Here is a 15,465-nt window from a genome sequence, read left to right on the forward strand (position 1 = left end):
GGAAAATTTTCATAGGATTGGAAGATAATCTTCTCATGCCTACGGGCGGGACCGGGTTCAACACAGTTTAGTCGCTTGATGAACCCGTCCTTCACTTTTCGGGACAACCTCCGGTCATCCACACTACGCAATTAATAATATGATAATATACAATTTCTGTCCCTATCATCGAACTGGCAGAGTATAGTGAAAAAGGAACTGTTGCCTTTGTTTTGTTCATGAGGCAGATGAAAACAATAGTTCCTGATTAAAGATGCCAAAGTACCCGGCAAGCCCTCACCTCCTCCGCAGGTTCAGGCCTGCGGCAGCCACCTACCCTCAAAAGAAACAGGTTCTGAACAGGCCGGTTTTTCTTCACGGAAAAATGCCCGTACCCAAATCGGGCGATGTGTAGCGTTTTTCCATGAGACTTCCCGCAAAATACCCCAAAACAGGCCGGTCGGGTTACCCCCGGAAGTGGCGATCCGGGCCTGCTGCGGGCCCGGATGGGCTGGTGAGGGGGTGTAGCCCTCTGTGAGGGCCGGGGATCCGGATGCCCTCTGCGTACAAAAAGCGATTATATCATCTGGTGAATACAATGTAGGGTAAGGAGTTCCCATGAGTGCTGTTGAACAGCATGTAGTTGATGAGAACGGCAACAAGGTCGCAGTCATCCTCCCGCTCACGGAATATCAGCACCTCAAGGAAGATCTTCACGATCTTGCCATGGTTGCCGAGCGGCGGGATGAGGGTACGATAAGCCTTGCCGAACTAAAAAAAACGCGTGATGTGATTCACGGGCATGGTAACATACGCTCCAATTCAAAAGAGCGTTGAAAAAGATCTCCGGAAAATTCCTGGCGATCTCATCCCCAATATTTCTGAACACATCGAGAAACTCGCTCGTGATCCTGTACCGCACGAATCCTACAAGATTGCCAGTGCAGAAAATCTTTACCGGATTCGTGTCGGGGATTATCGCGTGATCTACCGGGTGCTTCATGATTCACGCGAAGTGACTATATTTTTCGTGCGACACCGGAGCATAGCATATCGTGGATTATAAAATTTCTGCTCTGTAGAAATCCTCTTTTACAGAAAAGATCGCCCCCTCTTGCGCCCCAAGTCCCCCGTGGGGGACGGGGCGCATTACGATGCCCCCAGAATACACTATCAACACATCAATATTGAAAAATTTATTCCTGTAATACAGAGGCATCGTAACGTGGGGGATGCCCACGCGGCGGGGGCAGAGCCGAAGGCGGAGCCCCCAAGAGCGTCATGGTATAAATCAAATGATTTCTACAGAACAAAAATTTCCACCAATTTTACAATTAGAGTGTGGAAAGACCCGGTCATCGCATGAGAAAGATCATCTTTCACTTACACAAGCGCGTGAATGGATTGTTGAGGCCCGCCAGGATCTGGATGGTGAAGCGTTACGGCCCGGTCTCATTGCGGTAGAGGGGATATTTCCATGCCGTCCGTAAGAGCATGAAACCGGGCCGACCATAAAAAATTTAATGAAAACTCACAGAGTTTAACAGGCTTTGAATATTCAACTCTCCAGATAGAAACGATCTGAATCGATCATTCCTCTCAGGTGCCCGTAACCAGATGACTGCCCATAGGTGGTATTCTGGTACCGGGCAGGTACCTGATGAGTGGAACAGGTAGCGTGTAAAAAAATATCTTGAATCTGGAGACTACAATGCAGATATCCCGTCTATCAGAGACAATAAAAAAACCGGTACTCTATAAAAAAGGCAATGCAGGTATGTGGGAGGATGACCATATCTCCCGGCACCTGCTTGAGCTGCACCTGGACCCGGACTGCGATGCAGCAAGCAGGAAACGAAGTACGATTGAGACAACAGTCCAATGGATAGAGACCCATCTGGACAACGATAAAAAATCAATCCTTGATCTCGGGTGTGGACCCGGTCTGTATTGTGAACTGCTGGCAGAACACGGACACCGGGTAACCGGCGTAGATTTTTCAAAACGCTCCCTAGATTATGCCCGGCAGAATGCCACAAAAAAAAGACCTGACGATAGATTATCTTCAGAAGAATTATCTTGATCTCTCGTTTGAGAACCAGTTCGACCTGGCAATCATGATCTTCTGCGATTTCGATGTGCTTGTTCCGGTTGATCGAACGCGGCTGCTGAAAAATATTTACCGGGCATTGAAACCGGGAGGATTGTTCATCTTTGATACGCTCAACGTAAAAGCACCGGCTGCAATGAAAATTCCCGGAAAATCATGGGAGGTGGCTGATGGCGGATTCTGGAAAGACGGCCCCTATCTTGCCCTTTCAGAGACGTTCCATTATCCAGAGGCACACGTTATACTCCAGCAGCATAGTGTCTGCTCAGAACCCGATCAGCATTCGGTGTACCGTTTCTGGACACATTATTACCCGCGTGAGATCCTGGACTCCCTCCTGAATGAAGAGGGATTTACAGTAGCATCCACCTGCGAAGATCTACTACCGGACGATGGGTCCGGAACGCATGATATGGTCACCTTCTATGTGACACGTAAAATGTGATCACCGGACCCGGTCACATTTTTTCTCTCATCGGGATTTTCACGTGTTTATCAGGGTACCCATTCCCATTCCCGGCACTTGTCAAACGGCTGCAATCACCGGCACCGGGTCCCATGTCCATGTTGTCACGGACGAAGTGTCAGGTTCCGGGGAACTCGATGCCCTGCTCGATACCCTGGCAACACGTCTCGTACAATGTGCCGATGCGGAATATATCCCCCCGAAAACATTCTACGCCATCGGCGGCCACAAGATCTTCCGGGATACTATCTACGGAGGCATGAGATTCGTCATCCAGGCAGATTACCGGTATTACATGGCACACGGGATGTTCGATTTCCCGCAAGGGGGATCTCAAGGTCCGGCTTCTCAATGCAGTCCTCGTCCCGTTGACAAGGATCCCCGGTTTCCGGAAAAAAGTGTTTGCCGATATGAAACACCCTATGATCGAGCATTTCGCACCCGTGCTTAAGAACGCTTAATCAAATAAAACATAATTTTTTTCCGGGAGTCTTCCCGCACATTTTTTCCGGATGAACCGGACTCCGGGTACCCGTAAGGAGTTGGTCCAGACAAGAACAGGAGAAGGGATCCTATTGCATGACAGGGATCTTCTGCCCGACAGAGATTCCGGACCGCATGCATGCCGTCGAATATATATGAGAAGAAGAAACAATGGCGGATTGCCAGAACAATGATGATCCTTTGGAAGTACCTCAAGTCGCAGAAGTGGCTGATCGTTGTGGCTCTCGTTTTAGCGGGTATCAGCCAGCTGTTCAACCTTGTCGATCCGATTATCTTCGGGAAGATCATCGATGATTATGCCCTGAATCCAAATTACATCCCGGAAAATGCCCTGGTAGCAGGGGTACTTTTCTGGCTGGGAGTGGCTGTCGCGTTCGCGTTGCTCGCCCGGTTTGCAAAAACATTCCAGGATTATTTCGCACGACTGGCAGTGGAATTGTTCGGGATGCAGATATACAACGACGGACTTGAGCAGACGCTCCGCTTGTCCTATGACGAGTACGAGGACCAGCGGAGCGGCGAGACATTATCGATATTGCAGAAAGTACGGTCAGATACCCAGACGTTCATCAATGCATTCATCAATGTCCTCTTCTCCGCGTTTGTCGGTATTGGTTTTCTCATCGTGTATTCCATCACCAGGAACTGGCTGCTGGTACCTGTTTTTGTGATCGGAATCCTCGTCCTGGGATCGTTCACCTGGTTGTTCTCTAAAAAGATCAAGACTACGCAGAGAGAGATCAACCGCGAGACGACCGAGATCTCCGGCGTGATCACCGAATCCCTCCGGAACATCGAGCTCGTGAAAAGCCTTGGACTCACCTTCCCTGAAATAAAGAGATTGCGGGAACGGAATTTAACGATCTTCAACCTGGAGATGACGAAAGTAAAACGGATTCGCATGCTGACGTTTTTCCAGGGAATGACGCTTTCCATCCTCAAGCAGTCGATACTGTTCATCCTTCTCTGGTTAATCTTCAGGAAAGTCTTAACAACGGGGGAACTGGTCTCGATGCAGTTCATCACCGCAATAATCTTTGGATCCTTACAGGATTTTGGCACCGTGATCGTGAGTTACCGCGAGGCCGAAGTTTCCGTGAATAATTTCGACCATCTGATGCAGAAGCCGATTGAAGAAAGACCGGAGAACCCGATCGAGATCGATGAGCTGAACGATATCCGGTTTGAAGACGTTGTCTTTCGCCACAAGACTGCCCGGTATAATGCCATTGACGGGATCTCGTTCCACGTGAAGACCGGCGAGACGATCGCGTTTGTCGGTCCTTCGGGTGCGGGCAAGTCAACACTCATGAAACTCCTGGCGGGGTTATACCGTCCTCTCAGCGGGGAGATCTATTTCAATGGCCAGCCCTCGACACTTATCCGGTATAACCCGTTACGCAGGCAGATTGGCCTCGTTACGCAGGACTCCCAGTTGTTCTCGGGTACGATAAAGGAGAACCTCCTGTTCGTGAAGTCGGATGCGACCGACGAGCAGATGATGGATGCATTGCACAAGGCTTCGTGTGATGGGATACTGAGCCGCTCTGTTCTGGGCATTGAGACGCTCATCGGGGAGGACGGGATGATGATGTCCGGCGGAGAGAAGCAGCGTATCTCTATTGCCAGGGCCCTGCTGCGTCATCCCCGCCTGTTAATTTTTGATGAAGCAACATCTGCACTTGATTCCCTGACCGAAGAGGATATCACCAATACTATCAGGGATATCTCCACAAGCAAGGACAAGATCTCTATTTTGATTGCTCATCGTCTGTCTACCATACTGCACGCAGATGTGATCTATGTCATGGAAGCCGGAAAGATTGTTGAGACCGGTTCTCACCAGGGGCTTCTCGACCAGAAGGGGTTGTATTATGCAATGTGGCGCCAGCAGATCGGTGAACGCAGAGACAAGAACCTATGACCGGATTTTTTATTTCAGGTTTTTTTCTTCTTCACTCACCGATGGGTTTTCCGGACTCACCATCGATACCATCGCCATCACTGCCAGCCATAGTGCCAGCAGGACGACGCCCATTTTGTGCAGGTCCATTCTTTTTCTTCCTTCAGCTTATGGGGTTTTGTTCAGAAAAATCCCGGTGCCTCGATAGAGTCACATCTTTTATTGAAAACGAGATCTCTAACGGAGTGTAGTCTGGATAGAGTTTTATCACAACCCCGTGTGTCGGACACATGTTCAACAGAGATTCTGACGCATTCTTCTGGTCGACAGCGATCCTGAAATGTTTCATAAATGCATGTATGCCTGGAAGGCTGCCAATTATTCTACTACAACATTCAGGTTGAATACTGACTCAGAGCCGGTAACCCGTTCAGGGCGTCGAAGAATTGCCTTAATCGTCTGAATGCCCGGTTCCTTCGTGGAAATTTTCCATTCATGCACTGCTTTAATTCCCACAATCGTCGTCGGGAGATCGTTTTCATCAAACCATCTGACACCCTCATCAACTATTTCCAGCCCCGGACTGGCAGTCATCTGCCACTGGTATCCGGTCCTGCTGTTCTCCTTCAGCTGGATAGTAATCGTGCTTCCCGGTTTTGCGCATACCTTGGAGTTGCTGTGTGTCTCATTAATGGTCACAATTTTTTCTGATGACGCAGCGATCTGACATTGTACCGGCTCTGAAATATTGTTTGATTTCTGTTGATCAAATCCGATACAACCTGCCGATATAATGATCATAAGAAGAACCGTGGATATCATTATCACTCCAGTTTTTCGCGGAATGTGTTCTACCATTGATACCCCCCTTGTCATAAATATGGTACATAAAAAATGATTAATTATTTGTCCACAATAATACAGGACTCATACCACTCCCTGCAACATTAAGATTTGTCAATTCCATACCCGTACTTACGTATCTATTCCAGCTTAATGTAACTGGGTTAAGGTTTACATCTTTAAATTTCATGTTGTAAAATGTAATCGTGCCTGAAACATCGTTGTCATCGTCAATATAGTATCCTTCTAAAGCACAAAACGCACCTAGCTTAATAATTTCATAATATCCCTCTCAACATTTCTCTAAAACCTCCAAGGAAAGCAGCGAATCCCCATGCGAGGACGGGGATTATCACGGGAAGCGGAGCTGATTTCGGTGTCGGCGATGTCGACAAATGTGTCGGATTACCGATAACAATCTCTCGTGAGAGTGTCGTTCCATTACCCGATGTGCATTGTGAAAGCGAATCGAGAGGGACGGTGAAATTCCAATCCCCTTGGAATGGATCAAATTTTGTTGCCCTGACATTCAGTACCCCGGCACTGCAAGGTATCGGTGCGGTCTGCCAGGTTATTTCGTATACTCCATTCTCCAGAATTTTTCCGGATACATCCCTGAAGTTCATATTTGACCCGTTATCAACCCGGTATTCTGCAGTAATCTGGGAAAATCCGGGAAGCGAACCGGAATGAATGGAAGTTGAAGGTAGAATTACCTGAGCCGTGACACGTCCTTCATTCTCATGCAATACGACCGATTCCAATCGTGTTGTAATTCCCTGGCTCGTGACATTTTGCTTGGGTGAGATGGTACCGGTCAATGCACCATCGGGAGACAGTATAACAACCTCAGCATATGCGTTCATTCCGGAAGCATTCATGGTCAGGTAATAAACACCAGGTTGTACCTGCATTCCTAGGTCATCCTTTTGATCCCAGGAAACGATCCATCTTTGATTTGCATGCGGCCCAAGTGTCGGGGATTCACTCCCACCGGGTATCGTTCTTATGGTTCCCCGGTTCCAACCGGTTTTACGGGCGCTTATCACGATTTCAGGAGGGGTTCCTGTAAGGTTGATCGGGATGGCCCCAGTATTTCGTATCTCTGCGGTTACGGGGATGATTTCCCCGTATGCGAACACCTCTTTTTTCATTATTGGTTCAAATGCCAGTGGTGTCGGTGCTGGAACGGGGGAAATTGGATCAGGAAGTGCACACGAAATCACCGGAAAAATACAAAAAATCATGCTGAATCCTAAAATCAGTAACCAGAGAATCCGTTTCTTTTTTTCTGGTTTCATAATCCCTCATAAAAAATTAAGATTGGGAATTTGCAGCCCGGTGATACGAATATATTGTGTCACCAATCTTATATGCATTCATCAGGACATAATTGGCATTTCCCGTGAAGTAATCGTGTGAAAAACGCTGACCTGTCCCAATCCAACTTGGGTTGCCTGAATCCTTTGTCTCGTATGCTTTCATAGTGTTCGTGATTGAGTCAAACGAGTAATTAACCGTATCAGTAGTCAGTTCGGTAGATGGCACAATGCGGTTGATATATGTTGAGGGGTTATCACTGTCATTGTAGTTGAAAGTATACCATATTCCAGTACCTGTATTATAGAAGTTGATGCTGTACTGGCCATTGGTATTGACATAGAACTCATAATTCACCCGGTTTTTCGAGGTGATATCGATCCATTTCATCCCGGTTCCTCCAGTACCCCATTTTAAGACGCCCTCGTCATAGATGGGTGCAGATAACCAGATGTGCCCGTCATCACAATACCACAACAGTAGTTCAACCGTATCATCAGCTCTGTTGAGATGAATTTCGGTCTCATGATAGATTGCAGTACTCTGTCCACTATTGGAAAACGTATCAGGTTTCATATCCCCCCGTAATGCAACTGGGGTATAACTGGTGGATGATCGTTTCCACAGGTCCCATTCTGCATAGAGCGTGGATGCCTTTGGACTCATACCGGTTGAAACAGTTTTTTTATCTGAATTTCGAACAATCTCCAGATGCTGTTTCGAGATCCTCTCCATTTTTCTTTGCTCGGTTGCTTTTGTTAATTCAGTTATATCTGGATAGAATGAATAATAGGTGAGAGGATAATCCAGCGTTATTTCAGCAGAATTTTGTGTATTCTCTTGTTTTAACAGTTCTTTTGGGATCTGCAGCAAAGCAACGCGTTCAGTTTTTTCAATTGCCTGGTTCGTATTAACCTCAATTCCAGATCCATCATTCAACTTACTGGTCATAAGCTGAGTTCGGGGAATAGTGATGGATACGGTATCATAAGTTGTTTTTTGCCTGATTAACCATTCTTCAGGAAACACAAATGATACAATTTCCGATTCGTTCACTGGTTCTTTCAGAATAATTTCCGATGGGTCAAATATGGGAGTAATCATTCCGGTTGTCGGATGATCGGCATCTGCTTTTATTGCAGCACCTTCCCCCGCACTCACCATCGGTACCATCACCATCGCTGCCAGCAGCAGTGCCAGCAGGACGATGCCCAGTTTGCGTAGTTGCATTTGTTTCCAACTCCTTTTGTATTCGCTACGCTCGGAGGCACAGGAAAATTTTCATATAATCAGAAGATAATCTTCTCATGCCTACGGGCAGGATCGGGTTCAACACAGGTTAGTCGCTTGGTGAATCCGTCCTTCACATTTCGGGACAACCTCCGGTCATCCACACTACGCAATTTATAATGGGATAATATACAATTTCTGTCCCTATCATCGAACTGGCACGATTTTTAATAAAAAATTTCAGTGTCTTCTCACAACACTCTGAAAAATTTTAAACGCCTGCCCTCATTACCCAAACAGGGTTTTGCTATTCATCGGATCAGGTTATTGGGAACGATCTTCAGGAGGTTAGATCACAATATCCCGTCAGCAACCAAAACGCTCATCTCTTTCCTGATGATACGATACAACGAATCAGGACTGGTAATCGTGAAGTATGAGATCAAGTACAAACCCGCGTACTCGCTCCTCGTTGTGCAGCTGAGTGCCGGTGAATCCCTCACGGCCGAAGCGGGATCGATGACCTACATGCAGCCCACGCTTGAAGTGAAGACCCATCAGCGGGAGAAAGGCTTCTGGGGCACCCTTGGCATGACGCTTGTTGGCGGGCAGTCATTTTTTATAAACGATTTCACCGCGACTGCAGGTTCCGGAGAAGCTGCGTTCAGTTCTGCACCGCTGGGCGATATCGAGATGCTCGATGTGAGACCGGAGAAGGGATTCATCATCCAGAAAGCGGCGTATGTGGCCTCCCAGCAGGGCGTCAACCTTGATATCCAGTGGCAGGGCTTCACGAAAGGACTCTTTGGCCAGGGATTGTTCATGATCAAAGTCACGGGAGCCGGGCCCCTCTTCATCAATACGTTTGGCGCCATCGACAAGCATACACTCGTTGCCGGTGAAAAACTGATCGTTGATAACCATCATCTCGTGGCATTCAGCGACACCTGCCAGTACAAGGTGATCAAATTCGGGGGACTCAAAGAGACCATCCTTGGCGGTGAAGGATTCGTCACCGAGATTACCGGGCCGGGTGAGATATACCTCCAGACCAAAAATATCCGTGAACTTGCTGACTGGATCTGGACGATCATCGAGCCCCGGGTACAGTCACGGGCACGATAGTGCACGACCGTGAATATTTTTTATCCTGGACAGGCAGGTGGGGACCAGGAATCGGGAATAATGAAGGGGAACCCTGCCATCCATCGGGTTATGACAGCACCGCCACGGAAGATCTGTTATCTGACGATAAGTTAGGTACGCATGATAGGGTCACCTTCTCTGTGACACGTAACCTGTGATCACCGGACCCGATCACAAATTTTCTTTCTTTGAAATAATCACGTGTACGTTCCGGTGCCCGTTCATGTACCGTCAATTACCAAACGGTATGCGATCGCCAGCTAGCCCCCGGGTTTATGAGGGAACGGGTGGGGCCTATGCCGTCAGGTTCCAGAGTAACTGACCCTTTCCGGAATCGTTCAATTTCCCAAAAGGTCCGGTAAGTGAATTTCCAAAACCCCAAAAATGCCGGCACCGGCCTAACGAAGACATTGCATTCATTCAGGAGCCCCTCCATTAAAACCACAACCCCTTGAAGAAAAATGATACGAAAGTTATTCTGGTTTCCCGTAGATCGTGTACTTATTACACCAGGCTTCTATCCGGGGATGACGATGACCGAACAGGATACTGCAATTGCCAGGAAGTGGATAAAACAGGCACTGCATGATCTGGAGATGGCGGAGAAAAATATCGGCATCGAAGGGTATGACGTTGCGGCGTTTCTTTCGCATCAGTCCGTAGAGAAACTTCTCAAAGGGCTTGTCGCATATTCCGGTCAACCTGTTCCAAAAACCCATTTTATCGATGAATTAGGAAGGACACTCCATCTTCCGGATGAAATCCTCGAATGTATCATGGATCTTTCCGCAGATTACCAGTTTTCACGGTACCCGGATATCAGCGACAGTATTCCTTTTGAACAGTACAATGAGACTCTTGCCCGGCAGCGTATAGCGAGCGCGAAAAATATCTTTGACCATGTATCCGATCGTACCCGGAAAATTATGGAGGATGCTCAATGAAAGAGGACTGGTACCTTAAACAGTTTTACCGCGACGTTCTCCCCTCGCTCGTACGGATATTCTCCCCGGTAAAAGTCAAGGTCTTTGGATCCCGGGTGAAAGGCACCGCCACCGATGATTCTGATATTGATGTTATTATAGTCGCAGAATCCTTCCGAGAAATCCCGTTCGTAAACCGTATGGCGACAGTAATGAAATCTGTGCGATTTCCTAAACACGTGGACTATCTCTGTTATACACCCGATGAATATGAACGATTGAAAGACCGGTCAAGTATTCTCAAAGACGCTGAGTCCTATGCAGTCGAAGTCATGTTGTGAAGTATTCATCCCGATACACTTTTTTATCTATTGCAGTCTCCAGCCACATTGCTACGTTCACTCTTCCAAAAACTTTGTAATGTACAAATTCCAGTACCCGTTCATATTCCGGCAATTGCCAGTTAGCATGCGGCGACAGGCTCCCGGGCTTCAGCGTGGAGGTCCCCCCTTGAGCGATGGCAGGGAAAAATCTCATATCCTCCCCACTCTTTACCTGCAGGAAAAGCACGAACTAAAATAAGATCAGGAACCGGCCGGGTCTGACACCCGACCGATGAAGAGGATCGTTCCGGTCTCTTTATCCTGGATCAGGAAAACGAACGGATGATCGGCCCGGAAGACCGTCGGACTGCTGGGGGCAACAGCCCCCAGTCCCATGACAACCCCGGTTGCTGCCGCAGCTTCGGTTCCTTCCTCGTTCACATCGATAAACGCCTTATGGATGACATCGCTGATGTACAGGTTCTTTGTCCCGTCCATGCCGGAGAAATCCGCAGCTCCGTAAGTGAATGCCGTGGGCATCCCCATGACACTCAGGGTACCGGGCAGCCGGTACTCGGTTTCCATATGGAATTTCGGGAGGTACAACAGCACGCGCCGGGACGTTGCGGCGTCCTGTAGTGCTGACAGGTTACGTTCATCCAGGACCGCCTCAACGGATTGTACGTCATCGTTTTTTGGGAGAATAATTATCATCGATAAGGCTTTTTTGGCAGTATGGGTATAGGGCAGCTCGATATACTGGACACGGTCGGTTTCTGCGTAACGGTATTTTGCGTCTTCACTCGTGTCCTGCATCATCCGGACGGTTACCGTTTTTCCGGTTTCTGTCCGGAAATCTGCATCCTGTGTCTGGTTAACATCAAACTGCCGGGCCCAGGTCCCCTTGAAGTAGACTGCGTTGGTGATGACGAGCCGGGTTAAGGGATCGATACTTCCTGAGGGCAGGAGATCGCGGATCTTGTTCTCGGTCTTCTGTTCAACCCAGGTGTTGATGGTTGCGCGGGATTCCTCCGGGGTATTTTTGAAATCGAGGTTGGTTACATTGGCGGAATAACAGGTCCCGGCAATGTCGGTAAATGCCGGGAGGAAGGGATAACTCTTTTCCGCCCAGAGCGCGTTTGCGGTCCGGAGGGTGTACCCGGTATCTGCGGCATTAATCCCTTCATTGATCCCGGCAAAACCTTCCCTGCGTATCGTGTCATTGTCCGGAAAGTGGAATACCGCGATGATCTCGTCAGCAGTTGTTCCCTTCGCCCCTTCCCCGGTTATGGCAAGTGCGGATGAGATGGAGAACGGGGAATAAAACAGGTTCTGCCCGGCGCCCGCCGGGTTTTTGGCAAGGGTTGCATACAGGTCATACGCAAACCGGTTGTTTCCTGCTGATACGGACTGTGCCGCTGGTGTATTCCCGGAAGAACTTGTTGCAGGTACCGGAGTTATTGCATTCGTATCATGAGGAGAACCGTACGGTGAAGTATTCACAGCAGGTTTTTGCGTCGGGCCCGTGCAGCCGGATACCAGTATTGTGGCAATGATCATAACGACCAGGATCCAAAGGCCGGCATGTTTTCGTTTCATAATCACCTGTTTATCAAAAAAGGAAATATACCTGGCGATAACTGCGGTTTTTTTCGCAGGTATTTCCCGGTATCCCCGGCGTTCATGTTTCCCGTCACAGGTTTTTCTCATCGGGTTCTGCAGTGTTCCTGATCATGGCATGAATCGTTCCTGGCTCGTGTTGTGTATCAGCGATACCTTTTGAGAAACGGGAGGAGAATGCCGGAAAACGGTTCACGCTGGACAAGCCGCGTCATTCCCTTCCGATCCACCAGGATCCAGAAACGGTGCTCACCATCAGACCGGCCGGAAAAAATGCGTTATCATCTCTTCGTGCAGACATAGGTTGCCTGGAGTCCATTGCTGAACTCTTTTGAGCTGATATCGAATCCGCTCCGCTGGATCAGTCCTTCCAGGATCCAGTCATAGGTACTGAACTCATCCTTTACGTGGATGACAGCCTCTTCTGCCAGCCTGGCCTCCACCATCGTTTCCATGGAACTGATCCACGCATCGATCGCCTGGTGCAGGTTATCGGTGCCGGAGGGAAACACAATATCGAACAACAGGAGTTGGCCTTTGGGTTTGAGCATGCCACAACACCGGGTGAGGGCGACCTGTTTCCAGAAGTCGGGAAGGTGGTGGAGTACGGCAACGCAGACTATGGCGTCGGCCGGTTCGCCTATGTGCTCATACGTGAGGAGACCCCCGTGGCAATATACGATGTTGGCGATGCCCTTCTCTTCTGCCTGTTTTTTACAGTAATCAAGCATTGCCCGGGATACGTCAACAGCGTAAATGGTACGGCATTTTCCTGCAGCGTGCAATGCAAATGCTCCCGTGCCACACCCGAGGTCGATCACCGTACTGCCGGAATCCAGGGATAAGCGGCGGATGATCGCTTCGGTTGTCCTGGCATAATCGCGGAGCTTCCGGTGCATGGAGTCATACGCAGCCACTTCTTCCATCCGGGAAAAATCGACACCGGAGAATTTCATCTCGTCATAGTACCAGACAGGTATTTTTGTCATATGCATGGTTCCTTTTAATAACGATCTGCATTCCGGTGGACCGTGGGGTTTTTAGAGAAATTGCCGGATTGGTAGGGGCTCGTGAAAATGGAGCGTGCTGTGACCGTTATCAGGTTAATCAACCGGATGAGTACCGTGCAGGAACTATTCCCGGTTTTTAGTATAATGGGTTTCCCTGGGTTTTACAAAATGATTGTGGGTGCTCTTCCTTCAGCGTGAATCAGGTCACACACCATGGATTTTTCAAATCGGCCCGTCGCTTTCCCCTTTCGGCCTGTTTCAAATCTCCATCAACGTTCATGACCCTGCAACCCTTCCGGATTCAACCCGACAGGATTATTTTCCTTGAGGAGGAGAATAGTTCCCTTACCTATGAAGCCACGCGAAATTGTCCGGGCGTTTGTCGAGGCCTTCAATCGTGCCGATGCCGATGCCCTTGCCAGCCTGTACGCGGAAGATGCGATCAATCATCAGGTCGCCGAATCACCGGTTGAAGGGCGGGAAGCCATCCGCCGGATGTTTGCAGAATCGTTTGCATCGGCAAAGATGATCTGCATTGTCGAGAACCTGTTCGAAGATGGTGAATGGGCGATCATGGAATGGCGCGATCCCCTCGGGCTCCGGGGTTGTGGTTTCTTTCATGTGGTCAACGATAAGATCGTCTTCCAGCGGGGGTACTGGGACAAGATCTCGTTCTTCCGCGTCCAGGGTATTCCCCTGCCAAAAGACCTGTGAGGCCGGGACCCGACCCGGCACGAGCGTGCAGATCACCGGGATAAACGATTGGGTGATTCCTCAATATGGGCCACTAATTATAACCATACCCCCCTCTTGCGCCACCAGTCCCCCGAGGGGGACGGGGCGCATTATGATTGGAAGAAGTCGGTAATAGGGGATACGTCGTCATCGCAATTTGGGGGATGCCGCAGTGGCGGGGGCGGAGGTGAAACCGAAGCCCCCAAGAACGTCTGATATATTGCTTATAGGATTGCCTTAAAAGCCTGAAACAAAAATTTACTGGTGGCGTTAATTAAGGAATCACCAAAGATTATGATCGTCGGTTATACTTCTATCATCGGAAGAGTATCACATCGTGCCGGAAAACTGTTCAGAACCTGTTTTGGAAAATCGGGAATGTCTCCTGGTATTCCGGGTTCATTCTCCCGGGTGAAACGGAAATCGTTCGGGAACCATCTCCCTGTTGGTTTCTCCCCGGATTACCCGTGAGTTACCGGTCCCTGAAGTCCCGGAAAACCGTGGTGAAAATCGAACCAATCCCGGGGGCCGGTCCCGTCAGTACCGATCTCCGCTATTATTTTCACGCTCCCCGCCATCCATTTATCGTCTCCCCGGACTCACGCTTCCGGGTAGTATGGCAGCACAATGCAAACTCACGGCATTTGTCCTCATGGTAAAGGACATGGACGTGTCACGGAAATTCTACGAATCGGTTCTTAGGCAGGAAGTTGCTATGGACCACAGCCTCAATGTCGGGTACACCAGCGGCCTCGCCCTCTGGCAGCAGGACTATGCCCTGAACGTGATCCATGGCCGGACCGTGAAACCGGAGAAGGGCAACGATGTTGAGGTCTATTTTGAATCAGCGAATGTTGACGATGCGTATGCCTCCGTCCGGTCGTACGGTGCAGAGATCGTCCACGGAATCCGCGAACAGCCCTGGGGCCAGCGGGTCTTCCGGTTTCATGACCCGGACGGGTTCGTCATCGAGATTGGCGAGCCCATGGACGCACTCGTGCGCCGGCTGAACCGTGAAGGGATGACGGAAGCTGAGATCGGAAAAAAGACCACGCTGCCGGCCGGGATCGTGCGGGCAATCCTCGGGTAACACCGGCAGGGTCCCGGTCGGGTTGGTGTTGTTCCCGAGAGCACATCCCCTGAATACCTCCCCCCGGGGATCCAGGATGTGCCGCAAATGACAAGAAATACGAAAACGGCGACATGCCTTATGGAGAATACGTCACCGTTTGTAGTGTGGCATTCACGGATTTGATTGCTCCTGTGCTCCAGGTTATCCGTTTGGGAACCTGGATGCCCCGGCATACGACCGCAGGCCGTTCCCGGGATCCCCGTACCAGGGCTGAGATATCT

16 protein-coding genes are annotated in these 15,465 nt (G+C 49.3%); 11 read left to right on the plus strand and 5 right to left on the minus strand.

The window, feature by feature from the left end:
• Positions 1-597: 597 nt before the first annotated feature.
• The 6 genes from LUQ43_RS04905 to LUQ43_RS04925 all read left to right on the plus strand — a co-directional run bounded on the left by LUQ43_RS04905 (position 598) and on the right by LUQ43_RS04925 (position 4,983).
• Positions 598-816 carry a type II toxin-antitoxin system Phd/YefM family antitoxin gene (locus tag LUQ43_RS04905; RefSeq protein WP_299964583.1) on the plus strand — a complete coding sequence of 73 codons (219 nt, stop codon included), beginning with the start codon at positions 598-600 and terminating at the stop codon, positions 814-816.
• Positions 782-1,045 carry a type II toxin-antitoxin system RelE/ParE family toxin gene (locus tag LUQ43_RS13395; RefSeq protein WP_363318490.1) on the plus strand — a complete coding sequence of 88 codons (264 nt, stop codon included), beginning with the start codon at positions 782-784 and terminating at the stop codon, positions 1,043-1,045. The genes LUQ43_RS04905 and LUQ43_RS13395 overlap by 35 nt, the downstream gene beginning before the upstream one ends.
• 645 nt (positions 1,046-1,690) lie before the next feature.
• The gene (locus LUQ43_RS04910) at positions 1,691-2,062 is read left to right on the plus strand and encodes a class I SAM-dependent methyltransferase (protein ID WP_299964585.1); all 372 of its coding nucleotides are present in this window, start codon (positions 1,691-1,693) and stop codon (positions 2,060-2,062) included.
• A complete protein-coding gene (locus LUQ43_RS04915; RefSeq protein ID WP_299964587.1) occupies positions 2,010-2,534 on the plus strand; it encodes a class I SAM-dependent methyltransferase in 525 nt (174 codons plus the stop codon). The genes LUQ43_RS04910 and LUQ43_RS04915 overlap by 53 nt, the downstream gene beginning before the upstream one ends.
• Before the next feature lie 43 nt (positions 2,535-2,577).
• Complete coding sequence (locus LUQ43_RS04920; protein ID WP_299964589.1) at positions 2,578-3,006, plus strand: hypothetical protein; 429 nt, start codon at positions 2,578-2,580, stop codon at positions 3,004-3,006.
• 171 nt (positions 3,007-3,177) lie between these two features.
• Complete coding sequence (locus LUQ43_RS04925) at positions 3,178-4,983, plus strand: ABC transporter ATP-binding protein (RefSeq protein ID WP_299964591.1); 1,806 nt, start codon at positions 3,178-3,180, stop codon at positions 4,981-4,983.
• A 357-nt stretch (positions 4,984-5,340) separates the two neighbouring features.
• Here LUQ43_RS04925 and LUQ43_RS04930 read toward each other — a convergent pair whose 3' ends face one another.
• The 3 genes from LUQ43_RS04930 to LUQ43_RS04940 form a co-directional block, all read right to left on the minus strand.
• Positions 5,341-5,820, minus strand: a complete 480-nt coding sequence (locus tag LUQ43_RS04930) for a protease inhibitor I42 family protein (RefSeq protein ID WP_299964593.1) — start codon at positions 5,818-5,820, stop codon at positions 5,341-5,343.
• Positions 5,821-6,083: 263 nt separating this feature from the next.
• A complete protein-coding gene (locus LUQ43_RS04935; protein WP_299964596.1) occupies positions 6,084-7,106 on the minus strand; it encodes a hypothetical protein in 1,023 nt (340 codons plus the stop codon).
• Positions 7,107-7,122: 16 nt separating this feature from the next.
• The gene (locus LUQ43_RS04940; protein ID WP_299964598.1) at positions 7,123-8,355 is read right to left on the minus strand and encodes a hypothetical protein; all 1,233 of its coding nucleotides are present in this window, start codon (positions 8,353-8,355) and stop codon (positions 7,123-7,125) included.
• Between the two features lie 396 nt (positions 8,356-8,751).
• Between LUQ43_RS04940 and LUQ43_RS04945 the strand changes: the two genes are divergently transcribed.
• The 3 genes from LUQ43_RS04945 to LUQ43_RS04955 all read left to right on the plus strand — a co-directional run bounded on the left by LUQ43_RS04945 (position 8,752) and on the right by LUQ43_RS04955 (position 10,765).
• Positions 8,752-9,480, plus strand: a complete 729-nt coding sequence (locus LUQ43_RS04945) for a TIGR00266 family protein (RefSeq protein ID WP_299964600.1) — start codon at positions 8,752-8,754, stop codon at positions 9,478-9,480.
• Between the two features lie 554 nt (positions 9,481-10,034).
• Complete coding sequence (locus LUQ43_RS04950) at positions 10,035-10,445, plus strand: HEPN domain-containing protein (protein WP_299964603.1); 411 nt, start codon at positions 10,035-10,037, stop codon at positions 10,443-10,445.
• Positions 10,442-10,765, plus strand: a complete 324-nt coding sequence (locus tag LUQ43_RS04955; RefSeq protein WP_299964605.1) for a nucleotidyltransferase domain-containing protein — start codon at positions 10,442-10,444, stop codon at positions 10,763-10,765. Before LUQ43_RS04950 ends, LUQ43_RS04955 begins: the two co-directional genes overlap by 4 nt.
• Before the next feature lie 243 nt (positions 10,766-11,008).
• Here LUQ43_RS04955 and LUQ43_RS04960 read toward each other — a convergent pair whose 3' ends face one another.
• Positions 11,009-12,346, minus strand: a complete 1,338-nt coding sequence (locus LUQ43_RS04960; protein ID WP_299964607.1) for a serpin family protein — start codon at positions 12,344-12,346, stop codon at positions 11,009-11,011.
• 302 nt (positions 12,347-12,648) lie between these two features.
• On the minus strand, positions 12,649-13,356 hold the full coding sequence (locus LUQ43_RS04965; RefSeq protein ID WP_299964609.1) for a class I SAM-dependent methyltransferase: 708 nt from the start codon (positions 13,354-13,356) through the stop codon (positions 12,649-12,651).
• Between the two features lie 372 nt (positions 13,357-13,728).
• Between LUQ43_RS04965 and LUQ43_RS04970 the strand changes: the two genes are divergently transcribed.
• Together LUQ43_RS04970 and LUQ43_RS04975 are read left to right on the plus strand one after the other, a co-directional pair.
• Positions 13,729-14,091, plus strand: coding sequence for a nuclear transport factor 2 family protein (locus LUQ43_RS04970; protein WP_299964611.1), 363 nt, complete (start codon positions 13,729-13,731; stop codon positions 14,089-14,091).
• Positions 14,092-14,728: 637 nt separating this feature from the next.
• Positions 14,729-15,202, plus strand: coding sequence for a VOC family protein (locus LUQ43_RS04975; RefSeq protein ID WP_299964614.1), 474 nt, complete (start codon positions 14,729-14,731; stop codon positions 15,200-15,202).
• Positions 15,203-15,465 lie beyond the last annotated feature (263 nt).

The organism is Methanoregula sp. (genome assembly GCF_028679125.1).
GTDB lineage: Archaea > Halobacteriota > Methanomicrobia > Methanomicrobiales > Methanospirillaceae > Methanoregula.